General features: G+C 56.5%; 22 protein-coding genes. 8 read left to right on the top strand and 14 right to left on the bottom strand.

Annotated features, from left to right (window positions below; translation table 11 throughout):
• Positions 1-137: 137 nt before the first annotated feature.
• The 5 genes from ispC to rpsB form a co-directional block, all read right to left on the bottom strand.
• Complete coding sequence (gene ispC, locus QMN93_RS09250) at positions 138-1,337, bottom strand: 1-deoxy-D-xylulose-5-phosphate reductoisomerase (protein ID WP_033144671.1); 1,200 nt, start codon at positions 1,335-1,337, stop codon at positions 138-140.
• A 95-nt stretch (positions 1,338-1,432) separates the two neighbouring features.
• Complete coding sequence (frr, locus tag QMN93_RS09245) at positions 1,433-1,990, bottom strand: ribosome recycling factor (RefSeq protein WP_003856180.1); 558 nt, start codon at positions 1,988-1,990, stop codon at positions 1,433-1,435.
• Positions 1,991-2,157: 167 nt separating this feature from the next.
• Positions 2,158-2,883 carry a UMP kinase gene (pyrH, locus tag QMN93_RS09240; RefSeq protein WP_008501910.1) on the bottom strand — a complete coding sequence of 242 codons (726 nt, stop codon included), beginning with the start codon at positions 2,881-2,883 and terminating at the stop codon, positions 2,158-2,160.
• A 150-nt stretch (positions 2,884-3,033) separates the two neighbouring features.
• Positions 3,034-3,885 (bottom strand): translation elongation factor Ts, encoded by an 852-nt coding sequence (gene tsf / locus QMN93_RS09235; protein WP_014882627.1) that lies wholly within the window; start codon positions 3,883-3,885, stop codon positions 3,034-3,036.
• A gap of 117 nt (positions 3,886-4,002) precedes the next feature.
• Positions 4,003-4,728: a 30S ribosomal protein S2 gene (gene rpsB / locus QMN93_RS09230; RefSeq protein WP_003856207.1), complete on the bottom strand. Its 726-nt coding sequence runs from the start codon at positions 4,726-4,728 to the stop codon at positions 4,003-4,005.
• Between the two features lie 321 nt (positions 4,729-5,049).
• On the opposite strand from rpsB, the gene map reads away from it, so the two are divergent.
• The 4 genes from map (at position 5,050) to QMN93_RS09210 (ending at position 9,938) form a co-directional block, all read left to right on the top strand.
• Positions 5,050-5,844, top strand: coding sequence for a type I methionyl aminopeptidase (gene map, locus QMN93_RS09225; protein WP_182383059.1), 795 nt, complete (start codon positions 5,050-5,052; stop codon positions 5,842-5,844).
• Between the two features lie 63 nt (positions 5,845-5,907).
• Positions 5,908-8,583, top strand: coding sequence for a bifunctional uridylyltransferase/uridylyl-removing protein GlnD (glnD, locus tag QMN93_RS09220; RefSeq protein WP_029741204.1), 2,676 nt, complete (start codon positions 5,908-5,910; stop codon positions 8,581-8,583).
• 32 nt (positions 8,584-8,615) lie between these two features.
• Complete coding sequence (gene dapD, locus QMN93_RS09215) at positions 8,616-9,440, top strand: 2,3,4,5-tetrahydropyridine-2,6-dicarboxylate N-succinyltransferase (protein ID WP_008501915.1); 825 nt, start codon at positions 8,616-8,618, stop codon at positions 9,438-9,440.
• A 111-nt stretch (positions 9,441-9,551) separates the two neighbouring features.
• Positions 9,552-9,938 carry a DUF3461 family protein gene (locus QMN93_RS09210; RefSeq protein WP_014168696.1) on the top strand — a complete coding sequence of 129 codons (387 nt, stop codon included), beginning with the start codon at positions 9,552-9,554 and terminating at the stop codon, positions 9,936-9,938.
• Positions 9,939-10,032: 94 nt separating this feature from the next.
• Here the strand turns inward: QMN93_RS09210 and cdaR are convergent, their stop codons facing one another.
• The 3 genes from cdaR to dgt all read right to left on the bottom strand — a co-directional run bounded on the left by cdaR (position 10,033) and on the right by dgt (position 14,419).
• On the bottom strand, positions 10,033-11,190 hold the full coding sequence (cdaR, locus tag QMN93_RS09205; protein ID WP_023310452.1) for a DNA-binding transcriptional regulator CdaR: 1,158 nt from the start codon (positions 11,188-11,190) through the stop codon (positions 10,033-10,035).
• Between the two features lie 146 nt (positions 11,191-11,336).
• Positions 11,337-12,773, bottom strand: a complete 1,437-nt coding sequence (degP, locus tag QMN93_RS09200; RefSeq protein ID WP_193138853.1) for a serine endoprotease DegP — start codon at positions 12,771-12,773, stop codon at positions 11,337-11,339.
• Between the two features lie 131 nt (positions 12,774-12,904).
• A complete protein-coding gene (dgt, locus tag QMN93_RS09195) occupies positions 12,905-14,419 on the bottom strand; it encodes a dGTPase (RefSeq protein ID WP_064673253.1) in 1,515 nt (504 codons plus the stop codon).
• A gap of 82 nt (positions 14,420-14,501) precedes the next feature.
• Between dgt and mtnN the strand changes: the two genes are divergently transcribed.
• From mtnN to QMN93_RS09180, 3 genes are read left to right on the top strand one after another with little or no spacing between them, the layout of a single operon-like run.
• On the top strand, positions 14,502-15,200 hold the full coding sequence (gene mtnN / locus QMN93_RS09190) for a 5'-methylthioadenosine/S-adenosylhomocysteine nucleosidase (protein WP_014882620.1): 699 nt from the start codon (positions 14,502-14,504) through the stop codon (positions 15,198-15,200).
• The gene (gene btuF, locus QMN93_RS09185; protein ID WP_182383057.1) at positions 15,193-15,993 is read left to right on the top strand and encodes a vitamin B12 ABC transporter substrate-binding protein BtuF; all 801 of its coding nucleotides are present in this window, start codon (positions 15,193-15,195) and stop codon (positions 15,991-15,993) included. Before mtnN ends, btuF begins: the two co-directional genes overlap by 8 nt.
• A gap of 27 nt (positions 15,994-16,020) precedes the next feature.
• Positions 16,021-16,644 carry a TRIC cation channel family protein gene (locus tag QMN93_RS09180; protein ID WP_059311937.1) on the top strand — a complete coding sequence of 208 codons (624 nt, stop codon included), beginning with the start codon at positions 16,021-16,023 and terminating at the stop codon, positions 16,642-16,644.
• 93 nt (positions 16,645-16,737) lie between these two features.
• Here QMN93_RS09180 and erpA read toward each other — a convergent pair whose 3' ends face one another.
• Positions 16,738-17,085: an iron-sulfur cluster insertion protein ErpA gene (gene erpA / locus QMN93_RS09175; protein WP_023310446.1), complete on the bottom strand. Its 348-nt coding sequence runs from the start codon at positions 17,083-17,085 to the stop codon at positions 16,738-16,740.
• Between the two features lie 79 nt (positions 17,086-17,164).
• Positions 17,165-18,565, bottom strand: a complete 1,401-nt coding sequence (clcA, locus tag QMN93_RS09170; protein ID WP_039260615.1) for a H(+)/Cl(-) exchange transporter ClcA — start codon at positions 18,563-18,565, stop codon at positions 17,165-17,167.
• 177 nt (positions 18,566-18,742) lie between these two features.
• Here clcA and hemL point away from each other — a divergent pair, with 177 nt between their 5' ends.
• A complete protein-coding gene (gene hemL, locus QMN93_RS09165) occupies positions 18,743-20,023 on the top strand; it encodes a glutamate-1-semialdehyde 2,1-aminomutase (protein WP_182383055.1) in 1,281 nt (426 codons plus the stop codon).
• Positions 20,024-20,116: 93 nt separating this feature from the next.
• On the opposite strand, the gene fhuB is transcribed toward hemL, so the two are convergent.
• Genes fhuB through fhuA form a run of 4 tightly spaced genes read right to left on the bottom strand, consistent with a single transcriptional unit; the run spans position 20,117 to position 26,083 of the window.
• Entirely contained in the window at positions 20,117-22,099 is a 1,983-nt protein-coding gene (gene fhuB, locus QMN93_RS09160) for a Fe(3+)-hydroxamate ABC transporter permease FhuB (RefSeq protein WP_182383054.1), read from the bottom strand.
• On the bottom strand, positions 22,096-22,986 hold the full coding sequence (fhuD, locus tag QMN93_RS09155; RefSeq protein WP_033144664.1) for a Fe(3+)-hydroxamate ABC transporter substrate-binding protein FhuD: 891 nt from the start codon (positions 22,984-22,986) through the stop codon (positions 22,096-22,098). The genes fhuB and fhuD overlap by 4 nt, the downstream gene beginning before the upstream one ends.
• Positions 22,986-23,783: a Fe3+-hydroxamate ABC transporter ATP-binding protein FhuC gene (gene fhuC / locus QMN93_RS09150; protein WP_033144663.1), complete on the bottom strand. Its 798-nt coding sequence runs from the start codon at positions 23,781-23,783 to the stop codon at positions 22,986-22,988. Before fhuC ends, fhuD begins: the two co-directional genes overlap by 1 nt.
• A 50-nt stretch (positions 23,784-23,833) precedes the next feature.
• Entirely contained in the window at positions 23,834-26,083 is a 2,250-nt protein-coding gene (gene fhuA, locus QMN93_RS09145) for a ferrichrome porin FhuA (RefSeq protein ID WP_069303676.1), read from the bottom strand.
• Positions 26,084-26,165: the final 82 nt, after the last annotated feature.

Raw genomic sequence — 26,165 nt, 5'->3', positions numbered from 1 at the left:
AAGCCTATACATAAAAAAGCCGTGTCAAACCACGGCTCACCTGACCACATTAAGTCAAATACCTGCGATCAGGTGGCGCAGACTATATCACTGAAGCCCAACGCTAACAAATAGCACGACGACTAGTGCTTGCTTTATCACCAGCTTGCGAGACGTGTCACCTGTTGGCGCGCAATATTACGCGCAGCTGCATCCACCGCCAGCACCTCTTCCACGCTTTGTGGTTCGCGCAAATCCATCATGTCCAGTACCGATAAATTTAACGACGCGATATCGGTAAAACGAATTTGCTGATTCAGAAATGCCTCAACGGTAATTTCATTAGCTGCATTAAGTGCCGTCGTCGCCGCCTGCCCCTGGTCAAAGGCATTCATCGCAAGCTTCAGACAAGGATAGCGGTCGTAGTCTGGTTCACTGAACGTCAGGGAACTTAGCTTGCAGAAATCAAGCGGCTTCACGCCGGATTTCACTCGATTTGGCCACGCCATTGAATGGGCAATCGGCGTACGCATGTCCGGCTCGCCCAGCTGTGCCAGTACGCTGCCATCCTGATAACGCACCATCGAGTGAATCACCGATTGCGGGTGAATCAGTACTTCCATCTGTTTCGCTGACGCATTAAACAGCCAGCGCGCTTCAATGTATTCCAGACCTTTGTTCATCATGGTGGCAGAATCAACGGAGATTTTACGCCCCATCGACCAGTTCGGATGACGGCACGCCTGATCCGGTGTCATCGCACGCAGTTCAGAAAGTGGCGTTTCACGGAATGGGCCACCAGACCCGGTAAGTAGAATAGACACTACGCCATTCTGCTCCAGGTCAGCGTACCCCAGGTTCTGTTGAAAAGGTTGCGGTAAACTCTGAAAAATCGCGTTGTGTTCGCTGTCGACCGGCAGAAGACGCGCGCCGTGCTGCTTCACCGCATCCATAAACAGGCGTCCACAGGTGACCAGCGACTCTTTATTGGCCAGCAAAACATCCTTACCGGCATCAATCGCAGCAAGCGTCGGCAGCAGCCCTGCCGCGCCGACAATGGCCGCCATGACCTGATCCACCTCATCCAGCGCCGCCATCTCGCAGGCCGCCTGCTGGCCGCTCAGCACCTCGGTTCGACTGCCCTTTTCACGCAGCTGTGCTTTCAGCAGACGCGCGCTCTCTTCGTCATCCATCACCGCATAGCGGGGCGCAAACTCCAGGCACTGTTCGACCATTCGCTGCACATTCTTACCGGCCACCAGCGCTGTCACGGTGTAAAGTTCAGGATTATGGCGAACGACGTCGAGAGTGCTGCAACCGATAGAGCCGGTTGAGCCGAGGAGTGTTAAATGCTTCATGAGATGCCCGAAAAAAGTTAGACCAGATAAAAGCAAAACGCCGCCAGCAAGACCCAAAGTCCTTCTGAACGGCGTTTATCAGTGTACGACAGAAATCAGAACTGCATCAGTTCCGCTTCTTTTTCTGCCAGCGCCGCATCAATTTTCTTGATGGCCGCGTCGGTCATTTTCTGAATGTCGTCCTGAGAACGACGATCGTCATCTTCGCTGATCTCTTTTTCTTTCAGCAGTGCTTTCACTTTATCGTTCGCGTCGCGACGGACGTTACGCACGGATACACGACCCTGCTCAGCTTCGCCACGAACCACTTTGATAAGATCTTTACGACGCTCTTCCGTCAGCGGAGGCAGTGGAACACGGATGTCTGCGCCCGCAGAGCTTGGGTTCAGTCCAAGGTCAGAGGCCATAATCGCTTTCTCAACGGCCGGGCTCATAGAGCGGTCGAAGACGTTGATTTTCAGCGTACGGGTATCTTCAACCGTCACGCTCGCCAGCTGGCGCAGAGGGGTTGGCGTACCATAATATTCTACGATGATGCCATCCAGCAGGCTTGGGGAAGCACGGCCAGTACGGATTTTGCTGATTTGGTTTTTGAACGCTTCTACGCATTTGTCCATGCGTACTTCAGCATCTTTTCTGATGTCGTTAATCACGTTACGAATCCTTGAAAACTTGTCTCAGGCAGACTATCCGCCAGCACAGCGCTACAGGTGTGCTAAGTATAGTCGCGTTTAATTCATGACAACGCCAAAGGCGCGTCCGGGTAAGATACCACTACAAAATAAAGCGGAATCTTACCTGTATTTGTCGTCGACGGAAATTATTCCGTGATCAAAGTGCCTTCTTTTTCGCCCATGACCACGCGACGCAGTGCGCCAGGCTTGTTCATGTTGAAGACACGGATCGGCAGTTTGTGGTCGCGAGCCAGCGTGAAGGCGGCAAGATCCATCACTTTCAGCTCTTTATCCAGCACTTCACTGTAGCTCAGCTGATCGTACATGGTGGCAGAAGGATCTTTTGCCGGGTCTGCAGTAAACACGCCGTCTACTTTGGTCGCTTTCAGTACCACATCGGCTTCGATCTCGATACCGCGCAGGCAGGCAGCGGAATCGGTTGTAAAGAACGGGTTACCCGTACCGGCGGAGAGGATCACCACGCGGTTATTGCGCAGCAGGCTGATGGCTTCTGCCCAGCTGTAATTATCGCAAACGCCATTCAGCGGAATCGCGGACATCAGGCGGGCATTCACATAGGCGCGGTGCAGGGCATCACGCATTGCCAGGCCATTCATGACGGTTGCCAGCATACCCATGTGGTCGCCCACAACGCGGTTCATCCCCGCTTTCGCCAGACCAGCACCACGGAAAAGGTTGCCACCGCCAATGACCACGCCAACCTGGATACCCAGTTCGACCAGTTCTTTGATTTCCTGTGCCATGCGATCAAGGATGCTTGCGTCAATACCGAAGCCTTCCGATCCCTGCAGCGCTTCGCCACTCAGCTTAAGCAGAATGCGTTTGTACACGGGTTTTGCATTGGTAGCCATGTTTCTTTCCTGAGACTGTCAACGATTAAGATGGGGGTTAATTCTGGCGACATGATATGCCGCAAATCAGCACAGCGATACTGGAGCCTGTCTGATTTCCTGTGACGGGTGACAAAAAGAAGCCGCCCTCAGGCGGCTCCTTTTCAATCATTAAGACTGCTTGGACATTGCAGCAACTTCTGCTGCGAAGTCAGTCTCAACTTTCTCGATGCCTTCGCCCACTTCGAAGCGGATGAAGCCAGTTACGTCAGCGTTGTGCTCTTTCAGCAGCTGCGCAACAGACTTGCTTGGGTCCATTACGAATGGCTGGCCAGTCAGAGAAACTTCGCCGGTGAATTTCTTCATGCGGCCTTCAACCATTTTCTCTGCGATTTCTTTTGGCTTACCAGACTGCATCGCGATGTCCAGCTGAACCTGGTACTCTTTCTCTACCACTTCAGCAGACACGTCTTCTGGCTTAACGAATTCTGGTTTGCTTGCAGCGATGTGCATTGCCAGCTGTTTAACCAGCTCTTCGTCAGCGCCTTTAGCCGCAACCAGAACACCGATACGTGCACCGTGCTGGTAAGAGCCCAGAACGTCGCCTTCCAGAGAAGATACGCGACGGATGTTGATGTTCTCACCGATTTTAGCAACCAGCGCAACACGTTCTTCTTCGAACTGTGCTTTCAGAACTTCAACGTCAGTGATTTTACCCGCAACAGCTGCGTCCAGAACTTTGTTAGCAAATGCCTGGAAACCACCATCTTTAGCAACGAAGTCAGTCTGGCAGTTAACTTCCAGAATGATGCCGTAGTTGCCGTCGATCTTAGTGATGATCACGCCGTCAGCAGCAACGTTGCCTGCTTTTTTAGCTGCTTTGATCGCACCGGATTTACGCATGTTTTCGATTGCCAGCTCGATGTCGCCGTTCGCTTCAGTCAGCGCTTTTTTGCAATCCATCATGCCTGCGCCAGTACGCTCGCGCAGCTCTTTTACCAGGGATGCGGTAATTTCAGCCATTCTTAAATCCTCGGGAGATGTGAACTGCCCGGCCGGGGGCCAAACAGTGTAAATTGAAAAAAGGGGCCGGTAATGGGCCCCTATTCATACACGGTACTAATAAGGGGTAAAACCTTATTATTCAGCTTCTACGAAGCTTTCTTCCGCCTGAGAAGCCAGATCCTGGGAACGGCCTTCACGAACGGTAGCAGCTACAGCGCTCAGGTACAGGCTAACAGCACGGATTGCGTCATCGTTACCCGGGATAACGAAGTCAACACCGTCCGGATCGGAGTTGGTATCAACGATAGCGAATACCGGGATACCCAGGTTGTTAGCTTCTTTGATTGCGATGTGCTCGTGGTCTGCATCGATTACGAACAGCGCGTCTGGCAGGCCGCCCATATCTTTGATACCGCCCAGGCTGTTTTCCAGCTTGTCCAGTTCACGAGTGCGCATCAGCGCTTCTTTCTTAGTCAGCTTGTCGAAAGTACCGTCCTGAGACTGGGTTTCCAGATCTTTCAGGCGTTTGATGGACTGACGAACAGTTTTCCAGTTGGTCAGCATGCCGCCCAACCAGCGATGGTTCACGAAGAACTGGTCGCAGCTGTTAGCAGCATCTTTCACAGCTTCGCTTGCAGCGCGCTTAGTACCAACGAACAGAATCTTACCTTTACGGGAAGAGATCTTGTTCAGCTCAGCCAGGGCTTCGTTGAACATTGGTACAGTTTTCTCAAGGTTGATGATGTGAACTTTGTTACGTGCGCCGAAGATGAAAGGCTTCATTTTCGGGTTCCAGTAACGGGTCTGGTGACCAAAGTGAACACCAGCCTTGAGCATGTCGCGCATGGAAACAGTTGCCATGTTTAAAACCTCTATATTGAAAGTTGGGGTTATGCCTCCACGTATCCCATATTACCGACCCCGAAGGGCACCCCGGAATATGTGCCGATACGTGTGTGTTGTTACACAAAGTGAGATTTGTCGCTTCCGTCCAGCCTGTGTATCTGAGATGGATCGGAAGTCCGGCGCGCTTTATACCACAAAACACGACCAGAAACCAACAGTTGTTGGCGGAGTGTGCTGTTAATGATTCTCAATTTGGCACGGAGCGTGCCTGACTGATACCATTGACGACACTTAGACTAGTATTGTCGAAAAAATCGACACCGATGGACAGATTACATGGCTATCTCTATTAAGACACCTGAAGAAATTGAAAAGATGCGCGTCGCCGGTCGTCTGGCCGCGGAAGTGCTGGAAATGATCGAGCCGTTCGTGAAGCCGGGCGTCAGCACCGGTGAACTGGACCGTATCTGTAACGACTATATCGTGAACGAGCAGCACGCGGTTTCCGCCTGCCTCGGCTACCACGGTTTCCCGAAATCCGTCTGCATCTCTATTAATGAAGTGGTGTGTCACGGCATCCCGGACGATGAAAAACTGCTGAAAGATGGCGACATCGTCAACATCGACGTAACCGTCATTAAAGACGAGTACCACGGTGACACCTCAAAAATGTTCATCGTTGGCAAGCCGTCGATTCTTGGCGAGCGTCTGTGCAAAGTGACGCAAGAGAGCCTCTACCTGGCGCTGAAAATGGTTAAACCGGGTATTCGCCTGCGTACCCTCGGTGCGGCAATCCAGAAGTTTGTGGAAGCCGAAGGTTTCTCCGTGGTGCGCGAGTACTGCGGTCACGGCATTGGTCGCGTCTTCCATGAAGAACCGCAGGTCCTGCACTATGATGCAGATGACGGCGGCGTGGTGCTGCAAAAAGGCATGACCTTTACCATTGAGCCGATGGTCAACGCGGGTGATTACCGCATCCGCACCATGAAAGACGGCTGGACGGTGAAAACCAAAGACAGAAGCTTGTCTGCGCAGTACGAGCATACTATTGTGGTAACAGACAACGGCTGCGAAATTATGACGTTGCGCAAGGATGACACCATCCCGGCGATACTGACGCACGATGAATGATAAAAAAGCCGGCAAATGCCGGCTTTTTTAATGGCTATAGCTTTTTCTTATGGGTGGCGCACGATGAGTAATCTTTTACCCGAACAGTATGCTAACACAGCACTTCCCACCCTCCCCGACCAGCCCGATAACCCGGGCGTATGGCCGTCGCACGAGCTGACCTGCGCGCATATTAAAGCCCATATGGATGTTTTCCATCGCTGGCTGGGCAGCGCGTTTGACGCAGGCGTGTCGGCCGAGCAGCTCATTGAAGCGCGCACCGAATTTATCGACCAGCTGCTGCAGCGCCTGTGGATCGATTACGGGTTTGGGCAAATCAGTGATGTTGCGCTGGTTGCCGTCGGGGGCTATGGCCGCGGTGAGCTGCATCCGCTTTCCGATATCGATCTGCTGATCTTAAGCCGCAAAAAGCTGCCGGACGAACAGGCGCAAAAAATTGGCGAACTGCTGACGCTGCTCTGGGACGTAAAGCTGGAAGTCGGCCACAGCGTGCGTACCCTGGAAGAGTGTCTGCTGGAAGGGTTATCGGACCTGACCGTCGCCACCAACCTGATTGAAACCCGCCTGCTGATTGGTGACGTCGCCCTGTTCCTGGAGCTGCAAAAACACATCTTCAGCGACGGCTTCTGGCCGTCAGAAAAGTTCTTCGCCGCGAAGGTCGAGGAGCAAAATCAGCGCCACCAGCGCTACCACGGCACCAGCTATAATCTTGAACCCGATATTAAAAGCAGCCCCGGCGGCCTGCGCGACATCCACACCCTGCAGTGGGTCGCCCGCCGCCATTTTGGCGCCACTTCAATGGACGAGATGGTCGGCTTCGGCTTTTTAACCGAGGCCGAGCGTAACGAGCTGAACGAGTGCCTGCACCTGCTGTGGCGCATCCGGTTTGCCCTGCATCTGGAAGTCACCCGCTACGATAACCGCCTGCTGTTTGACCGCCAGCTCAGCGTGGCTCAGCGTCTGAATTATCAGGGCGAAGGCAACGAGCCGGTTGAGCACATGATGAAGGATTTCTTCCGCGTCACCCGCCGGGTGACCGAGCTGAACCAGATGCTGTTGCAGCTGTTCGACGAGGCCATTCTGGCCCTGACGGCGGACGAAAAACCGCGCCCGATTGATGACGAATTCCAGCTGCGCGGCACGCTTATCGACCTGCGCGACGAAACGCTGTTCATCCGCGAGCCGGAAGCGATTCTGCGGATGTTCTATACCATGGTGCGCAACAGCACCATCACCGGGATCTACTCCACCACCCTTCGCCATCTGCGCCATGCGCGCCGTCATCTGACGCAGCCGCTGTGCTATATCCCGGAAGCGCGTTCGCTGTTCCTGAGCATGCTCCGCCACCCGGGCGCCGTCAGCCGCGGCCTGCTGCCGATGCACCGCCACAGCGTGCTGTGGGCCTATATGCCGCAGTGGTCGCACATTGTCGGGCAAATGCAGTTCGATCTGTTCCACGCCTACACGGTGGATGAACACACGATCCGCGTGATGCTCAAGCTGGAAAGCTTTGCGAAAGAAGAGACGCGCTCCCGCCACCCGCTGTGCGTGGAGCTGTGGCCGCGCCTGACCCATCCGGAGCTGATCCTGATTGCCGCCCTGTTCCACGACATCGCCAAAGGTCGCGGCGGTGACCATTCGGTGCTGGGCGCGCAGGACGTGCTGAAATTTGCCGAACTGCACGGCCTGAACTCGCGTGAAACGCAGCTGGTGGCCTGGCTGGTGCGCCATCACCTGCTGATGTCGGTCACCGCGCAGCGTCGTGACATTCAGGATCCGGAAGTGATCAAGCAGTTCGCTGAAGAGGTTCAGACGGAAAACCGTCTGCGCTATCTGGTCTGCCTGACGGTGGCCGATATCTGCGCCACCAACGAGACCCTGTGGAACAGCTGGAAGCAGAGCCTGCTGCGCGAGCTGTACTTCGCCACCGAAAAACAGCTGCGTCGCGGGATGCAAAACACCCCGGACATGCGCGAGCGCGTGCGTCATCACCAGCTGCAGGCGCTGGCGCTGCTGCGGATGGATAATATTGATGAAGAGGCACTGCATCAGATTTGGGCCCGCTGCCGCGCCAACTATTTTGTCCGCCATAGCCCAAACCAGCTTGCGTGGCACGCGCGGCATCTGCTCAAGCACGATCTGTCCCAGCCGATGATCCTGCTGAGCCCGCAGGCCACCCGCGGCGGGACGGAGATTTTTATCTGGAGCCCGGACCGACCTTATCTGTTTGCTGCGGTCTGCGCCGAGCTGGACAGGCGTAACCTGAGCGTTCACGACGCGCAGATTTTCACCACCCGCGACGGCATGGCGATGGACACCTTTATCGTGCTTGAGCCGGACGGCAGCCCGCTCTCGTCGGACAGGCATGAAGGGATACGTTTTGGTCTGGAACAGGCGATTACCCAGCGCAGCTGGCAGCCCCCGCAGCCGCGTCGCCAACCGGCGAAATTGCGCCACTTTACCGTCGATACCGAGGTCAATTTCCTGCCGACCCACACCGACCGTAAATCGTTCCTGGAGCTGATCGCGCTCGACCAGCCAGGGCTGCTTGCCCGCGTCGGCCAGGTTTTTGCCGATCTGGGAATTTCGCTCCACGGCGCCCGAATTACAACGATTGGCGAGCGAGTAGAAGATTTATTTATAATCGCGACAGCGGACCGGCGTGCCCTTAATAATGACCTGCAGCTTGAAGTGCAACAACGGTTGACAGCAGCCCTCAATCCAAACGATAAAGGGTGATATGTTTTTTAGTGAAATGGAAAGAGTAAACAATGCAGCAGTTACAGAACGTTATTGAGTCCGCTTTTGAGCGTCGCGCCGAGATTACCCCGGCAAATGTGGATACCGTGACCCGTGAAGCGGTAAACCAGGTGATTTCCCTTCTGGATTCCGGCGCGCTGCGCGTGGCAGAAAAAATCGACGGTCAGTGGGTCACTCATCAATGGCTGAAGAAAGCCGTGCTGCTCTCTTTCCGTATCAACGATAACCAGGTTATCGACGGAGCAGAAAGCCGCTACTTCGATAAAGTGCCAATGAAATTCGCTGACTACGACGAAGCGCGTTTCCAGAAAGAAGGCTTCCGCGTGGTACCGCCTGCGGCGGTTCGTCAGGGCGCATTCATCGCACGCAACACCGTGCTGATGCCATCCTACGTGAACATCGGTGCCTACGTTGACGAAGGCACCATGGTTGATACCTGGGCGACCGTCGGTTCCTGCGCGCAAATCGGTAAAAACGTTCACCTTTCCGGCGGCGTGGGCATCGGTGGTGTTCTGGAGCCACTGCAGGCTAACCCGACCATCATCGAAGACAACTGCTTCATCGGCGCGCGCTCTGAAGTGGTTGAAGGCGTGATCGTTGAAGAAGGCTCCGTGATCTCCATGGGCGTTTACATCGGTCAGAGCACCCGTATTTACGATCGTGAAACCGGTGAAGTTCACTACGGTCGCGTTCCGGCGGGCTCCGTGGTGGTTTCCGGCAACCTGCCGTCAAAAGATGGCAAATACAGCCTGTACTGTGCGGTTATCGTGAAGAAAGTGGATGCGAAAACGCGCGGTAAAGTGGGCATCAACGAATTGCTGCGCACCATCGATTAATCGGGTATAACAAAAAGCGGGGGCAACCCCGCTTTTTTTATATCTGAGGGTGGCGAAAATAGATTTTTTCGTTAATTATTCAAAGGTTATGTTGAGATCAAGGGTACCGCTATGTACGATAATCTGAAAAGTCTGGGCATTACCAATCCTGATGAAATTGATCGTTACAGCCTCCGTCAGGAAGCCAATAACGATATTCTGAAAATCTATTTTCACAAGGACAAAGGAGAGTTTTTCGCCAAAAGCGTGAAGTTTAAATATCCACGCCAGCGTAAGACCGTTGTGGCTGACGGTGTAGGACAGGGCTACAAAGAAGTACAGGAAATCAGCCCTAACCTGCGCTATGTGATCGATGAACTCGATCAGATCTGCCAGCGCGACCGCACCGAAGTCGATCTTAAGCGTAAGATCCTTGACGATCTGCGTCACCTTGAAAGCGTTGTGACGAATAAGATCAGCGAGATTGAAGCGGATCTTGAGAAATTAACGCGGAAATAAAAGCAAAACGGCAATCCTTGATTGCCGTTTTTAGTGTTTGCGCCCTCTCCCCGTGGGAGAGGGATGGGGTGAGGGCACCAGACCGCATACAGCATCATCTCTGTTCGTCCAGCTGTAGCGCCACATACAGCAGCAGCCTGTCGTCAAAGTTTCCCAGATCCAGCCCCGTCAGCTCTGAAATCCGGTTTAACCGATACTCAAGCGTATTGCGGTGAATAAACAGCGCCTTCGAGGTCGCCAGCGGCTGCACGTTATGCCGGAACCACGCCTGCAGCGTCCGGCGCAGCAGGCCGTTGTTGTCCATGGCTTTCAGACGCGCTAATGGCCGCGCCAGCTCATTGGCCTGCCAGCCCCCGCGCAGGCTGTCGAGCAGCACCGGCAGCATCAGATCCTGATAGAAATAGCTGCGGCTCTCCGGCATCCGCTGCTTGCCCACCATCATAGTGGTGCGCGCGGTACGCCAGGAGCGGGCGATACTGCCCGGCCCGGTAAAGTAGTTGCCCAGCGCAACGCGAAAACGCAGCTGGCCGTTCTCCTCCATCCGGGAGATCAGCTGCTCCACGCGACGACGATGATCGTCGGCATCCCAGCGGCCGAACGCATTGAGCGCCGGTTTGAGGACCACCATTTCCGTCAGAGAAACGATCGCCACCAGGTTATCGCGCTCCGGCGTCGCCAGCGCATTTTGCAGCTGCTGCAGCTCTGCCATCGCGCTGTCCACGCCAAGCTGGCCGCTATCGACCTCAATGACCGCCACCACGCGCGGCTGATTTAAATCGATCCCCAGACGCTGCGCCCATTCGCTGAGCGCAGGCGTATGCTCTTCCGCCTGAATAAGGTTCATCACCAGCTCTTCACGCAGGCGGCTGTCCTGAGCGAGCAGGTGCATCAGGCGCGACTGCTCCAGCATCATCTCTGCCGTCATACAGACCAGCTCACCGTATTTTCGCAGTGACTCGGGCTCGCCGGTGAGGCCGATTACCCCCACAATTTCGCCTTCAAGACGCAGCGGTAAATTGATGCCCTGACGTACGCCGTGCAGGTGTTTCGCTACCGCATCGTCGATATCCACGACCCGCCCCTGAGAAAGCACCAGCAGCGCACCTTCGTGCAATTCCCCAATACGCTCGCGATCGCCGCTGCCAATAATGCGCCCGCGGGCATCCATTACGTTGATATTGGTATCAATAATGCGCATGGTGCGCGCCACGATATCCTGCGCCATTTTGGTATCAAGATGCCAGCCAGCCATGTAACCCTCCCGTGAGCAGAGCTCAAGCATAGGGAAGTTCAGCGACGGCTGCATTGTGCGAATGCACAAAGAGAGAGGAAGAAGTATGGAGTTGTGGCAAGAATCACAGAAACGAGAAAGCCCCTGCGAACAGGGGCTTCAGAGGATTACTGCATCAGCAGATAAAGAGAGGTATCACCACGCTGGATATTCAGCGCCAGCACGGAAGGCTTGCTGTCGAGAATTTTGCGCAGTTCAGCGATGTTTTTCACAGGCTGCTGGTTAGCACCCATGATCACATCGCCTTTTTTCAGGCCGATACGGGCTGCCGGTGAATTCGCTTTCACGTTGTTCACCACCACGCCTTTGTCTGCGCCTTTATTGCTCATCTCGGCACCTTCAATACCGCTGAAGATGGTGCTGGAATCCACCTGATTCTGGCTGCTCTGCTGCAGCTCCAGGCTCACGTTAACCGGCTTACCGTCGCGCAGCAGGCCGAGGGTCACTTTACTGCCAATCGGCATCGAGCCCACTTCGGCACGCAGGGCGGCAAAGCTGCTGATCGGTTTACCGTTCAGGGAGGTGATTACATCCCCCGCTTTAATGCCCGCTTTCGCCGCAGAAGAATTCGGCATCACCTGGCTGACGAATGCCCCGCGCTGAGCGTCAACTTTCATCGCCTTAGCCAGTTCGGAGTTCAGCTCCGTACCGAGGATACCCAGCTCGCCGCGTTTCACCTGGCCATACTGCACCATCTGCGCGGTCAGGTTTTTCACCATGTTACTTGGGATAGCAAAACCGATCCCGATGTTGCCGCCGTCCGGTGCCAGGATAGCGGTGTTGATACCGATCAGCTCACCGTTCAGGTTCACCAGCGCACCGCCGGAGTTACCGCGGTTGATCGCCGCATCCGTCTGGATGAAGTTTTCGTAGTTCGCAGCGTTGAGGCCGCTACGGCCCAGCGCTGAGACGATACCGGATGTCACGGTTTCACCCAGACCGAACGGGTTACCGATCGCCACGGTATAGTCGCCCACGCGCAGCGCATCGGAGTCGGCAATTTTAATCGCCGTCAGGTTTTTCGGATCCTGAATCTGGATCAGCGCAATGTCGGAGCGCGGGTCTTTACCCACTACTTTGGCGTCGAACTTACGGCCATCGCTCAGCTGAACCTTAATGCTGTTCGCGTTATCGACAACGTGGTTGTTAGTGACGACGTAGCCTTTCGCCGCATCAATAATTACCCCCGAGCCAAGCGCCATGAATTTCTGCTGCTGGCCGCCGCCCTGGCTGTCATCCCCGGCACCGCCGCCCTGACAGAACGGAGAGCTCTGGAATGGCGAACCGTCCTGGCAGAACGGCGAGTTGTCGCCGAAGAACTGCTGGAAGTTACGCGGCATACGCGGCGTATTGACGGTGGTGCTGCCCTCAACGTTAATACTCACCACCGATGGCATCACTTTTTCGAGCATCGGTGCCAGGCTTGGCATCTGCTGCGCGGTTGCTGCCGACGACGCGGTCTCGGCTGCAGTAGCAGTCAGAGGAGACAGCGCTAAACCTAAACTCAGAGCCAGTGCACTCATTGCTAATGTGGTTTTTTTCATGTTTCTCAATCTCGATTTACAGGTAACGCAAAATTGCTGTGTAACTCAGATTCATTTTATACCGCTTAGTTCCGGCGATAAGTTTATGGGAAAGGTAAAAATTTATTGGCCGTCTTTACAAAACTCCGGAATTATTCCACCGCCATGAGCTTGCGGTATTCATCCCAGGCATACAAATCCGTCATGCCGCTGATATAGTCCTGGATAAGACGGCAGCGATAATAATATTCCATCACCGGCCATTGGGGAGAGTTGCGTTCCAGCTTACCAATCGCTTCGACATACGCCAGACGATGCCGGGTAGAAAGTTTCTGATAAAGCCGCGATTCGATGGGTATTCTGCGCACGCGCTCGTGTTCCACCAGTTCGCTGAATTCATCGACCGACAGCTGAAGCAACGGGGAATAAATTTCCATTAACCCACTGATTACCCGATAGCCCTGCAGCTCTAGCTGCTCGACATCCGGATGGCTGAATACATGCCGCATCGCCACATGTTTATAAAGCTCAAGGAGTTGACTGAAACTGCTGTCATCTTCCAGCAGCGCGTGGTTGAATTCCCCGCTGAAAATGAGCGGCAAATTATCAATAAAACGCGACGCCGCATACGGCACCAGCTTATTTAATGTATTGACCCGCAAATACATAAAGAACTGGTCTTCCGTACTGCGGCTTAATGTATTTGAGCGCGATTTTTCCCAGGCATTTTCGACAACCTGCGCAAACAGCGAACCTTTTTCATGGGTACCCCAGGACGCATAAAGATGTTGATAAAGCTCCTCGACGCTGAAGATTCTTTTCTCCACGGCATCTTCCAGATCGGCCACGCAATAGGAAATATCATCGGCGGCTTCCATAATCCACGTCAATGGAAAGCGGCCGTTTGGCGTCAATGAAAGTTCTTTACGTAACCGTTCAATATAGGCCTCTTCGGAAAGGTAATAGCCCGGTTTTTTCATTAAATAGCTGTGGGACGGGGGCGTATCCCCCATCCACCACGCGGGACGCGTATATTTCAGAATGCAGCCGACCTGTGCCCAGGTCAGGTTCATGCGCATCAGGGAATGGACCAGCCGGATCCCCTGCGCGTTGCCCTCGAAGTGACACAAATCCTGGCGCACTTTGCGGCGCAGATCGTTCAGCCCCTCTTCACCTTCACGCAGGCGTAAATCGCGTACGATGCAGCGGTCATCGCTGAGGGGCTGGCTTACCGCATCCGAAGGATAAAGCCGCTGCTTAAACCAGTCATTGATAGCCGCCTCACCAAAGTGGCCGAAAGGCGGGTTGCCGATGTCATGCATCAGGCAGGCCATCTCAACGATGCTCTCGAAGGGCCCCGTCAGCTCGTCCAGACCATAGGTTTCCAGTAAACGCTGCTCTTTGAGACGGCTCAAAATCTCTTTGGCAATATAGCGCCCGACCTGCTGCACTTCCATCGAGTGGGTTAAGCGCGTGCGCACCGCGGCGTTACGCTCCAGCGGGAACACCTGAGTTTTTTGCTGCAGACGGCGGATGGCAGGCGAGTTAACGATCCGCCCGCGATCGCTTTCGAAGATACGCAGGATCTCATGTTCGCTCTTGTCGCCCTGCGGCGAACGGAAACGTCGGTGCCAGTTTATTTTGGTGCGAAAATCGATTGGTGACATGTGCTCCCCCGCGTGAGAATGCGTTTCCCCTTAACCGCATGATAGACTATGCATCTTAACAAGGCACATCGCGAGTAAATCTATGAAAATCGGCATTATTGGTGCAATGGAAGAAGAAGTTACGCTGCTGCGTGACAAAATTGAGAACCGTCAGACCCTCTCTCTGGGAGGTTGTGAGATCTATACCGGCCAGCTGAACGGTGTTGACGTGGCTCTGCTGAAATCAGGCATCGGTAAAGTGGCTGCTGCGCTGGGTGCAACCCTGCTGCTTGAGCGCTGCAAGCCGGACGTGATCGTGAATACCGGCTCTGCGGGTGGCCTGGCGCCGACGCTGAAAGTGGGCGATATCGTTGTTTCCGACGAAGCGCGTTACCACGATGCCGACGTCACCGCGTTCGGTTACGAGTACGGCCAGCTCCCGGGCTGCCCTGCTGGTTTTAAAGCTGACGACAAACTGATTGCGGCGGCAGAGACCTGCATCGCAGAACTCAACCTCAACGCGGTACGCGGTCTGATTGTCAGCGGTGATGCCTTTATCAACGGCTCCGTTGGGCTGGCGAAAATCCGTCATAACTTCCCTCAGGCGGTTGCCGTTGAGATGGAAGCGACCGCGATCGCTCACGTTTGCCATAACTTCAGCGTACCCTTCGTGGTGGTTCGCGCCATCTCTGACGTGGCAGACCAGCAGTCCCACATCAGCTTCGACGAGTTCCTGACCGTTGCGGCAAAACAGTCCACCGTGATGGTGGAGCGCCTGGTGCAGAATCTGGCACGTGGCTAAACATACCGTCAGGGCGCTGGCCGCCCTGCTTCTTCTCGCACCGCTGTGGCTCTATGCGTTACCGCGCGTGATTACTCTCTCTCCCGCAAATACGGAACTGGCGTTTGCCGCCGGGATCACGCCCGTTGGCGTGAGTAGCTTTTCGGATTACCCACCGCAAGCCGCGGGTATTGAACAGGTGGCAACCTGGCAGGGGATGAACCTTGAGCGCATCGTGGCGCTTAAACCGGATCTCGTGCTGGCCTGGCGCGGCGGCAACGCCGAGCGGCAGGTCAACCAGCTCACCTCGCTTGGCATAAAGGTCATGTGGATTGATGCCGTCAGCATTGAGCAGGTCGCTCAGGCGCTACGCGCCCTGGCACCCTACAGCCCTACGCCCAAAAAAGCCGAGGCTGCGGCGAAACAGATGCTGAGCGACTATGCCGCGCTGAAATCCCAATACGATACCCCTGTTAAAAAGCGCATCTTCCTGCAGTTTGGCAGCCAGCCGCTGTTCACCACCGGAAAAGGGTCGATTCAGAACCAGGTGCTGGAAGTCTGCGGCGGTGAAAACATCTTTGCTGCCAGCCGGGTGCCGTGGCCTCAGGTGAGTCGCGAACAGGTGCTGGCGCGCCAGCCTCAGGCCATCGTTGTGGTCGGAAATGCGAGCGAGATTCCTAAAATTGAACAATTCTGGCAAAAGCAGCTAAAAATTCCGGTGATCCCGCTCAACAGCGACTGGTTTGAACGCGCCAGCCCGCGTATTATCCTCGCCGCAAAACAGCTCTGTGCCGCGCTGGCAGAGAGTCACTAACATAAGACCCTTTTCGAGGATTTAACGATGCTCGTTTATTGGCTGGATATTCTTGGCACAGCCGTTTTTGCTATCTCCGGCGTTCTGCTCGCCGGAAAACTACGCATGGATCCGTTTGGCGTGCTGGTGCTGGGCGTCGTGACCGCCGTCGGCGGTGGGACTATCCGCGATATGGCGCTGGCAAATGGCCCGGTGTTTTGGGTGAAAGATCCTACCGATCTGGTGGTCGCGATGGTCACCTGCCTGTTGACCATTGTGCTGGTTCGCCAGCCCCGCCGCTTACCCAAGTGGATATTGCCGGTACTGGATGCCGTGGGTCTGGCCGTGTTTGTCGGTATTGGCGTCAATAAGGCGTTTAATGCCGGTACCGGCCCGATGGTGGCAATCTGCATGGGCGTATTAACCGGCGTGGGCGGTGGGATCATACGCGACATTCTGGCGCGTGAAGTGCCGATGATCCTGCGTACTGAAATTTACGCGACGGCCTGCATTGTGGGCGGGATTGTTCACGCTACCGCGTACTACACCTTTGCCCTCCCGCTGGAAAATGCCGCGATGCTGGGGATGCTCGTGACGCTGGTGATACGCTTAGCGGCGATACGCTGGCACCTTAAGCTGCCGACGTTTGCGCTGGATGATAATGGCAGGTAAAAGCAAAACGGTAACCGCAAGGTTACCGTTTTTAGTCTTTTCTCCCTCTCCCTGTGGGAGAGGGACGGAGTAACGGCATCAGCCCGCACTCTTTTAGATGCTGAACGAAGATCCACACCCGCAGGTGCTTGTCGCATTCGGGTTCGTGACCACAAAGCGCGAACCTTCCAGACCCTCGGTGTAATCCACCGAACCACCCACCAGATATTGCAGGCTCATCGGGTCAACCACCAGCGCGACGCCCTGTTTCTCGATAGTCATATCGCCATCGTTAACCTGATCGTCAAAGGTAAAACCATACTGGAAGCCGCTGCAGCCGCCACCGGTAATATAAACACGCAGTTTCAGATCCGGATTGTCTTCGTCGGCAATCAGGACTTTCACTTTGTTGGCTGCTGCTTCGGTAAATTCGAGCGGTACAGCTACTACGTCATCACTCATCTTATGCTCCCATGAATACTGCTATTGGGTAAAATTCACCCAATTCTTTGTCTCATTATCTAATACCCTGGTAATTCATTCAAGTATTCTGCGTGGCGGCCCGTTCAGCCTCTTGTTTCGCCAGGGTACGCGCGAGGATGGTGGAGTATAACGGTTTTCCACCCAGGAACTGGGCTAATAGTGTCGCGCCGAGGCAGGTAATGATCATTGGCAAAATGAGCTGGTAATTGTCCGTCATTTCCAGCACCAGCACGATCCCGGTCAAGGGCGCACGCAGGGACGCGGCCAGCAGCGCCCCCATTCCGGCCACCGCAAAGGTCCCGGCTTCAAGGTGATAGGCGGGAAAGCCCACTTCAGCCGCCATACCAAACGCGGTCCCGAGCAGCGTACCCAGCGCCAGCATCGGGGCAAAAATCCCCCCGGGCGCGCCGGAAGAGAAGCACAGTACCGTCGTGATAACCCGGGAGATAAACATAAACAGCAGCAGACCCACGCTGAAATTCCCCGCCGCCGCAATGGGAATCAGCCCGAACCCGCCGCCTGCGGCATTCGGCTCGATAAACCCGAGTACGCCACACATTCCGCCCAGCAGACCGCCCATCAGCACCCATTTCGTGGTGTTCCCGCCGTGAATGCGCTGGAACATATCCTGAGCGCGCAGGATAAAGGTGTTAAACAGCGGCCCCACCACGCCAAAAATCATGCCGAGGATCAGGTAAAGCCACAGGGTGTTGACCGGCGCGTTGGTCAGTTTACCCACCTCAATGACCGCGCCCTCGCCATTAAAGATGCGAAACACGATGCTCGACATAATGACGCCGGTGAATACCGCTTTAATTGAGATCAGGTTGTAGCGGAACTGCGCGCGCATCTCTTCGATAATGAACAAAATGCCTGCCAGCGGCGCGTTAAACGCGGCGGAAAGCCCCGCCGCCGCGCCGGTTGCCAGCAGCGTATGGCGCGCTTCGGCGCTTCGCATCCGAAACAGATCGCCCACCATGCGGCCGACGTTTCCCCCCAGCTGTACCGTGGGTCCTTCCCGTCCAAGCACCATTCCCGCGCCCAGAGTCCCCATGCCGCCGATGAACTTAACCGGAATCACCCGCCACCAGCGCACCGGACGCAGCTCCTCAAGCGCGCCTTCAATTTCAGGGATGCCCGATCCCCCCGCTTCCGGCGCGAATTTACGCACCAGAAAATACCCCACCATGGCAAACAGCGCGGACAGCCCGAATGCCCACACCCAGACCAGCCATTCGCTGTCGGCGAAACCGGCCACGGTGCCCACTCGCCAGTTGAGTACGGCATTAACCGCTTTTTCAAACGCTACGCCAACCAGGCCCGCGAGAGTGCCCACCACGGCAGCGGCCAGCAGGATCGCCAGCGGCGTTTTATCGCGATTGAGCAGCCGCCGAATGCTGATTCGGTGCTGGGCGCGCGTAAACTGTTGTTCTTCAAAAGACGGAGAATCTGATTTCATGTCCTGTTCTTATTTGTCACACAAAAAGCCGCGAGGATTTTACCAGAGACGGCCCTACCGTCTCCTGAAAATTACTTAACAAATCTTAAAGCATTGCCCGGCTAAAAATTTCATAACCTTCCCCGAATCACATAGAATAGTGGGCTTAACCATTTTATTCGAACCAGGAACGACGCCATGAGCAAGTCTGAAAACCTCTACAGTGCAGCCCGCGAGCTTATTCCGGGTGGCGTGAACTCACCTGTGCGCGCCTTCACCGGCGTGGGCGGTACGCCGCTGTTTATCGAACGTGCTGACGGCGCGTATCTGTATGATGTCGATGGCAAAGCCTATATCGATTATGTGGGTTCCTGGGGACCGATGGTGCTGGGGCACAACCACCCGGCCATTCGTAACGCGGTAATTGAAGCCGCCCAGCGCGGCCTGAGCTTCGGTGCGCCAACCGAAATGGAAGTGAAAATGGCGGAGCTGGTGACCGAACTGGTGCCTACCATGGACATGGTGCGTATGGTGAACTCCGGTACCGAAGCCACCATGAGCGCCATCCGCCTGGCGCGCGGTTTTACCGGCCGCGATAAAATCATCAAGTTTGAAGGCTGTTACCACGGTCACGCCGACTGTCTGCTGGTGAAGGCCGGTTCCGGCGCGCTGACGCTCGGCCAGCCGAACTCGCCTGGCGTACCGGCAGATTTCGCGAAGCACACCCTGACCTGCACCTACAACGATCTTGCTACCGTTCGCGCGGCGTTCGAGCAGTATCCGCAGGAAATCGCCTGCATCATCGTTGAGCCGGTTGCGGGCAACATGAACTGCATCCCACCGCAGCCTGAGTTCCTGCCGGGCCTGCGCGCCCTGTGCGACGAATTCGGCGCGCTGCTGATCATCGATGAAGTCATGACCGGCTTCCGCGTGGCGCTGGCGGGTGCCCAGTCTTACTACGACGTCGTGCCGGACCTGACCTGCCTCGGCAAAATCATCGGCGGCGGCATGCCGGTCGGAGCATTCGGTGGTCGTAAGGACGTGATGGAAGCCCTGGCGCCAACCGGCCCGGTTTACCAGGCGGGCACGCTCTCCGGTAACCCTATCGCCATGGCGGCGGGCTTTGCCTGCCTGACCGAAGTGGCTCAGCCGGGTATTCACGAAACCCTGACCGACCTGACCACGCAGCTGGCAAACGGTCTGCTGGAGGCCGCAGAAGAGGCCGCTATCCCTCTGGTGGTTAACCACGTGGGCGGCATGTTCGGGATTTTCTTCACCGATGCGAAAACCGTGACCTGCTATCAGGACGTGGTGAAGTGCGACGTTGAACGCTTCAAGCGCTTCTTCCACCTGATGCTGGACGAAGGCGTGTACCTGGCGCCGTCCGCGTTCGAAGCGGGCTTTATGTCCGTGGCGCACAGCGAAGAAGATATCAACAACACCATCGACGCGGCGCGCAAGGTGTTTGCGAAGCTGTAAGATGTGCGGCTTGATGCCCTCACCCCAACCCTCTCCCACGGGGAGAGGGAGCAAACACTAAAACGGCAATCAAAGGATTGCCGTTTACTTTTATTACCGACTCTGCTTTCTCAACAGATAAATAAAGTACGGCGCACCGATAAAGGTCGACAGCAGACCCGCCGGGATCTGATACGGGAACAGCACCATTCTTCCGCACCAGTCCGCGAACACCAGCATCACCCCGCCCGTCAGGGCCGACATGACGATATGCGGCATCGTCCGGCGGAATCCCATCATTCTGGCAATGTGCGGCGCCATTAATCCGACAAAACTCAGCGGTCCAATCGTCAGGGTTGCCACAGCCGTCAGGCACGCCGCCAGCAGCAGCAGGGCCACGCGCGCTGGCGTCAGCGCCATTCCCACCGCGCGCGCGGTTTCGCCGCCGAGCGGCAGAATGGTCATCCAGCGGCGGCACAGCGGCACCATCGCCAGCAGCACGAGCATCGCGATCCCGGACCAGACCACCTGGCTGCCGGTGGCGTTGTAGGTTGAGCCGGAAATCCAGGTCAGGATCTTCGCCATACGCGGATCGCCGCTGGCCTGCAGCATCATCAGCAGCATGGTAAATGCGGTGCTGAGCGCCATCCCGGCCAGCAGCATGCGGTGCGGCGAAAATCCGCCGCGACCGGCGGCTATCAGGATAATCATCAGCGTGACTGCCGCACCGATACTGCCGGCTGGCATCAGCCAGCCAAACGCATTCCCCGGCACAAAGAACAGCATCAGCACCACGCCAAAGGCGGCGCCAGAGCTGATCCCGAGCACTTCAGGGCTTGCCATCGGGTTGCCGGTCAGACGCTGAATAATGCACCCCGCCACCGCCAGCATCACCCCTGCGATCAGCGCGGAGAAGATACGCGGCCAGCGCCATTGCACCAGTTCATTGAGTAAATCACCCGTTGCCCAGTGCCAGCCCATGGCATCGCGTCCGAATGAGAGCGCCGCGAACGAGGCGATAATCAGCAGCGCCAGACCGGCAAGGCTAAACCACAGCACCGACTGACGTTCAGCGTAGACTTTATCGCCGGCGTCCATCGCCGGTGCGCTCATGCTGCGCAGGCGCGGCAGCAGCCACAGCAGCAGCGGCGCCCCGATAAGCGCGGTCACAGAGCCGGTGGACACTTCCCTCCAGACCTGCGCCAGCCAGAGAATAAGCTGATCGGAAAGCCAGAGGATCAGCGCTCCAATCAGCGGCGCCAGCATCAGACGCGCCAGCAGGCGACGCGCCCCGAGCATTTTCGCCAGCAGCGGCGCAAACAGGCCGATAAACCCGATGATGCCAACCGCGTTGACCAGCAGGGCACTCAATACAATCGCCAGCGTCAGCGCCGCCAGACGAGCCAGCGACAGCGCCAGCCCCAGGTTACGCGCCACGCCATCATCCAGCCCCATGAGCGTCAGGGGGCGCAGGAGCAGCAGCGTCAGCACGACGCCGCCAGCCAGCTGCGGCCAGAGGTGCTCTACAACGCTCCAGTCGGTCTGGGTGAGCGTGCCGGTACTCCACAGGAACATGCTTTGCAGCCGATCGTGATGGAACAGCACCAGCAGCTGGTTAATCGCCCCGCAGTACAGGCTCACCACCAGCCCGGCCAGAATAAGCGTCACAGGAGAAAGGCGCTTGCCCCAGGCCACGCCAAAGACCAGCGCGCCCACCACGCACGCCCCCGCGAGTGCCGCAAACTGCGAGGTTAACGCTCCCGGCATCGCCCACAGCGTGGTGATGGTGATCCCAAGCTGCGCGCCGGTCGCGACGCCGAGCGTGGTTGGCTCTGCCAGCGGGTTACGTAAAACCTGCTGGAACAGCACGCCCACCAGCCCTAAGCCGGCCCCGACCAAAAGGGAGATCGCCAGACGCGGCAGCAGGCTGTAGTGGAACAGCATCTGCTGAATATTGTCGATATCCGGCGAGGCCAGAGCGGCCCCCCACTGCGCGCGCGGTAAGGCCGCGGAGAGGTTGAACCCGGTTAATACCAGCGCAACCAGAAAAAGCAGGGATAACAGCAGCGCCGGGAAGCGGGCGATACGCGTACTCATGCTTTACCTCCCAGGGCGTTATCCAGCACGCGGGCAAAATGCATGGCCGACAGCGTCGCGCCGTAGAACCAGACAGCCGGGGCGCGCTGGAAGCGCTTCTCGCGCACAAACGGCATTGCCTGCCAGAGCGGGGTCGCCATCAGGGTTTGCATGTCGCGTTCGTTACCGTGGTCGAAACAGAGCACGTCCACATCGCGAAACGCCGCCAGGCGGTCGATACCCACGGCGGTACTGCCCCAGAAGGTCATCTCCCCTTCCCAGGCGTTGCGAATGCCGAAGCTGTCCAGCACCTCCTGGAAAAGACAGTTTTTACCGAAGACCAGCATATGGCGGGCATCCAGCAGCGTCACCATCAGCAGCGGACGATCGCCCCGGTGAGCAAAGCGCGGCTTCAGGGAGTCTATCAGGGCATCAAATTCGTCGAGATGCTTTTTGGCCTCCGCTTCGCGGTTGAGGAAATGCGCCATCTCGTTAATCGAGTTTTTCGCCACGGCCAGCGGTTTTTTACCGTCGCTGAAAGCAAATCCACGTCCCGGCGCAATGCGCGCCATGGTCTCCTCTGACGGGCCGTAGCCCGCGGACCAGAACAGGAACGAGGGTTTCATCTGGGTGAGCAGCTCAAGGTTTGGCTCCGTACGCAGGCCGACGTCGATCACCGAGTCCGGCAGCTTTGGCTCGTTCACCCAGAGGTTATAGTTAGGAATGTCCGCCACGCCATAGGGCGTGACGCCGAGCGCCATCATCAGTTCGACCGGCAGCCACTCCAGAGCCACAATACGGTGCGGATCGACGGCGGCGGCACGCGCCGTATTCATTTTTAACAGCAGCGGCGAGAGCGCCATCGCCGTCAGCAGGCGACGGCGGCTAATGCGTGTGTTATTCAGCATCAGTAGACAAAGCTCACCGGTGCAGCCCCGGCCGGGTGAGGCAGAATACCCATCGGAATACCGTAAATATGTTCCAGCGTTTCGCTGCGCATCAGCTCTGCCGGTGTCCCCTGGGCAATCATCTCGCCCCCGCGCAGCGCGACGAGGTAGTCACAATAGCGCGCGGCCATGTTGATATCGTGCAGAACCGCGATGACCGTCAGGCCACGCTGCTGGCTCAGGCGATGCACCAGCGCCAGGACGTCGACCTGATGGGCGATATCCAGCGCAGAGGTCGGTTCATCCAGCAGCAGACAGCGGCTGTCCTGCGCCACCAGCATCGCGATCCACGCGCGCTGACGTTCGCCGCCGGACAGGCTATCCACCAGACGGTGCGCCAGCGGTTTTAGCCCGACCAGCGCAATCGCCTCTTCCACCTTCTCTCTGTCGGCGACGCCGAAGCGCCCAAGCGCACCGTGCCACGGATAACGCCCAATCGCCACCAGCTCGCGCACCGTCATCCCTTCCGCCTGCGGCAGCTGCTGCGGCAGATAGGCCACTTTGCGGGCAAAGGCTTTACTGCTCCAGCTCTCCAGCGGTTGGTCATCCAGCAGAATATCGCCTTCTGAAGGCGGCTGATGGCGCCCCAGCATCTTGAGAAGCGTGGATTTACCGGAACCGTTATGACCAATCAGGCCCGTCACTTTACCGGCCGGAAACGTCAGAGAGAGCGGATGCAGCAGCGTGCGCCCGGGTACGCGAAAGGAGAGATGGTTGAGCGTAAAGGTGGTGTCGGGTTGCGTTTGAATATCCTGCATATCAGCCAACTTAAATAAAAAGGGCACGGCGAACCGTGCCCGAAGAGAGATTAGAAGCGGAAGGTCGCGGTGGCAACAACCTGACGTTCAGCACCCCAGAAGCAGCCGTAGGTATTGAAGCAGCTGGCAACGTACTCACGATCGAACAGGTTGTTTACGTGCAGCGCCACGTTTGAGCCAGCCATGCCAACGCGTGCCAGATCGTATCTGACCAGCGCATCGACTACGGTGTAGCTGCCCACCTTGAAGGAGTTCGCCGGATCGCCATAGCTTGAGCCCGTGTAACGCACGCCGGTACCCAGCGTCAGACCCGACAGCGCACCGTCAAACAGGGTGTAATCGCCCCACAACGATGCCATGTGTTTTGGCACCTGAGCAGGCGTGTTGCCTTTGTAGGTGGTGTCCGTGGTGTATTCCGCATCGGTGTAGGTATAAGAACCCACCAGGTTGACGCTTGCAGACAGGGCCGCTTTCGCTTCCAGTTCTACGCCACGCGCGCGGATTTCACCGCCCTGAACCGAGAAGAAGGAGCCCGCCGGGTCCGCCATCAGGTTGTTGGTTTTGGTCAGCTGGTACAACGCACCGGTGACGACGATCGGACGATCGTTCGGCACGTATTTCACGCCCGCTTCGTACTGTTTGCCTTTAGACGGCGAGAACAGCTTGCCCTGGGCATCGGTCTGCGAAGCCGGTTCAAACGATTCGCTGTAGCTAAAGTACGGAGTTACGCCGTTATCAAACAGATAGTTAACGCCACCGCGCCAGGTGAACTGGGTATCATCACGTTTGGAGGTGGTGTTCGTCACGCGGTTGTAGGATTCCTGATCGGCCCAGTCATAACGGCCGCCCAGGGTTACCAGCACTTTATCCCACTGCGCCTGATCCTGAACGTACAGCCCCGTCTGTTTCTGACGGTTGAGGATCTGATATGGGCCGGAGGTCGCGGGATCTTTTGAGCCGAAATCAAAATCGCTGTTCACCGGGTTGTAGAGATCCAGCAGCGGAACAGAGTCGTCGTAACCGAACCAGGAGTTGATGTCATTCCGCATGCGCATAAAGTCAACGCCGGTCAGCAGGATGTGGTCCACCTCGCCGGTTGAGAATTTGCTCTGCAGCTGGGTATCAACGGTAAAGTTCTGCAGCTTTTCGTTATCGACAACGTATTTACGCGCCAGATAATGGCCTTTGTCCGATGGCGCTAGCGCGGCACACTGTTTGTTGCCGCTGTTTGCCGGATCGGTACAGACGCCATAGCCATATACGCTGTTTTGCGAGGTTTTGTTCTCGGCAAAGCGCAGGTTCTGACGCACGGTAAAGGTATCGTTGAACTCGTGGTCGAAGCTGTATCCCACCATTTTCTGGTTACGGGAATAGGTATTGTTCTTCGCGCCTTCGTTGAAGTTCGTCGGCAAACGATCGCCGTTCGGCAGCGGCTCAACCGTTCCCTCTTTTGGCAACCAGCCGTAGTAGCCCGTTTCAGGCTCGTTCTGGAAGTAGGAGAGGAACGTGAAGGTGGTTTTATCATCCGGACGCCATGAGAACGATGGCGCGATGGCGTAACGCTGCTCTTCCGCACGCTCCTGCTGAGCGTTATTAGAACGCGCAACGCCCGTTAAGCGATAAGAGTAAACGCCGTCGTCGTCGATCGCATCGCTAAAGTCAAACCCGGTCTGGAACAGGCTATCCGTGCCGACTTTGAACTGGATCTCTTTCAGCGGCTCGGTTGTTGGGCGCTTACTGACCATGTTCAGCAAACCGCCCGGGCTGCTTTTGCCGTACAGAACGGAAACCGGACCGCGCATGATTTCGGCGCGCTCCAGCATGTAAGGATCAATTACCGCGTCGTTATAGAAGTTCCCCTGCATTTTCATGCCGTCGAGGTAGTTATTCTGCGTCTGGCCATCGGCCGCGAAGCCGCGGATGATCAAATAGTCATAGGTGTTAGACGCGCCGCGCGTGCCTACCGCAACGCCCGGCGTGTAGCTCAGGGCTTCTTTCACCGAGCGCGGCTGATGCAGCGCCATCTCTTCGGCAGTGACTACCGAAATAGACTGCGGAACCTTTTGAATAGGGGTATCCGTTTTGGTTCCGGTCGCGGATTGCCGTGCGGCGATGGTCGCAGCAGGCCCCCAGGCACTTTCCTGTGCCGCAGGTGCTGCGGTTACCGTAATGGTTTCTTCTTTTTTCGGGGTTTCGGCCGCGTGAGCATAAGCAGACATGCCGGCAACCGCTGTGGCGACGACGACCGCGAGCTTACGCAGCGACGTGTTCATTGGCTGAGCAGTATTGGAAAGCGCCATGTTGAATCTCTGATGTGAAAGTGAATGATAACGTAAACGAGAATTATTATTATGAGCGCCAGAATAATATGCGAAACGCTGG

The sequence above is a fragment of the Enterobacter sp. R-1.6.2 genome (assembly GCF_035064085.1).
GTDB lineage: Bacteria > Pseudomonadota > Gammaproteobacteria > Enterobacterales > Enterobacteriaceae > Enterobacter > Enterobacter asburiae_B.
The sequence above is the reverse complement of the archived record's forward strand: the minus strand, read 5'-3'. Positions and strand labels throughout refer to the sequence as shown.

Bases quoted from the DNA above. Each gene is read 5' to 3' on its own strand.
- fhuA (WP_069303676.1), bottom strand. From the start codon at position 26,083: ATGGCGCTTTCCAATACTGCTCAGCCAATGAACACGTCGCTGCGTAAG.
- map (WP_182383059.1), top strand. From the start codon at position 5,050: ATGGCTATCTCTATTAAGACACCTGAAGAAATTGAAAAGATGCGCGTC.
- dapD (WP_008501915.1), top strand. From the start codon at position 8,616: ATGCAGCAGTTACAGAACGTTATTGAGTCCGCTTTTGAGCGTCGCGCC.
- hemL (WP_182383055.1), top strand. From the start codon at position 18,743: ATGAGCAAGTCTGAAAACCTCTACAGTGCAGCCCGCGAGCTTATTCCG.
- fhuC (WP_033144663.1), bottom strand. From the start codon at position 23,783: ATGCAGGATATTCAAACGCAACCCGACACCACCTTTACGCTCAACCAT.
- glnD (WP_029741204.1), top strand. From the start codon at position 5,908: ATGAGTAATCTTTTACCCGAACAGTATGCTAACACAGCACTTCCCACC.
- tsf (WP_014882627.1), bottom strand. From the start codon at position 3,885: ATGGCTGAAATTACCGCATCCCTGGTAAAAGAGCTGCGCGAGCGTACT.
- cdaR (WP_023310452.1), bottom strand. From the start codon at position 11,190: ATGGCTGGCTGGCATCTTGATACCAAAATGGCGCAGGATATCGTGGCG.
- fhuB (WP_182383054.1), bottom strand. From the start codon at position 22,099: ATGAGTACGCGTATCGCCCGCTTCCCGGCGCTGCTGTTATCCCTGCTT.
- dgt (WP_064673253.1), bottom strand. From the start codon at position 14,419: ATGTCACCAATCGATTTTCGCACCAAAATAAACTGGCACCGACGTTTC.
- degP (WP_193138853.1), bottom strand. From the start codon at position 12,773: ATGAAAAAAACCACATTAGCAATGAGTGCACTGGCTCTGAGTTTAGGT.
- clcA (WP_039260615.1), bottom strand. From the start codon at position 18,565: ATGAAATCAGATTCTCCGTCTTTTGAAGAACAACAGTTTACGCGCGCC.
- ispC (WP_033144671.1), bottom strand. From the start codon at position 1,337: ATGAAGCATTTAACACTCCTCGGCTCAACCGGCTCTATCGGTTGCAGC.
- QMN93_RS09210 (WP_014168696.1), top strand. From the start codon at position 9,552: ATGTACGATAATCTGAAAAGTCTGGGCATTACCAATCCTGATGAAATT.
- QMN93_RS09180 (WP_059311937.1), top strand. From the start codon at position 16,021: ATGCTCGTTTATTGGCTGGATATTCTTGGCACAGCCGTTTTTGCTATC.
- rpsB (WP_003856207.1), bottom strand. From the start codon at position 4,728: ATGGCAACTGTTTCCATGCGCGACATGCTCAAGGCTGGTGTTCACTTT.
- pyrH (WP_008501910.1), bottom strand. From the start codon at position 2,883: ATGGCTACCAATGCAAAACCCGTGTACAAACGCATTCTGCTTAAGCTG.
- erpA (WP_023310446.1), bottom strand. From the start codon at position 17,085: ATGAGTGATGACGTAGTAGCTGTACCGCTCGAATTTACCGAAGCAGCA.
- mtnN (WP_014882620.1), top strand. From the start codon at position 14,502: ATGAAAATCGGCATTATTGGTGCAATGGAAGAAGAAGTTACGCTGCTG.
- fhuD (WP_033144664.1), bottom strand. From the start codon at position 22,986: ATGCTGAATAACACACGCATTAGCCGCCGTCGCCTGCTGACGGCGATG.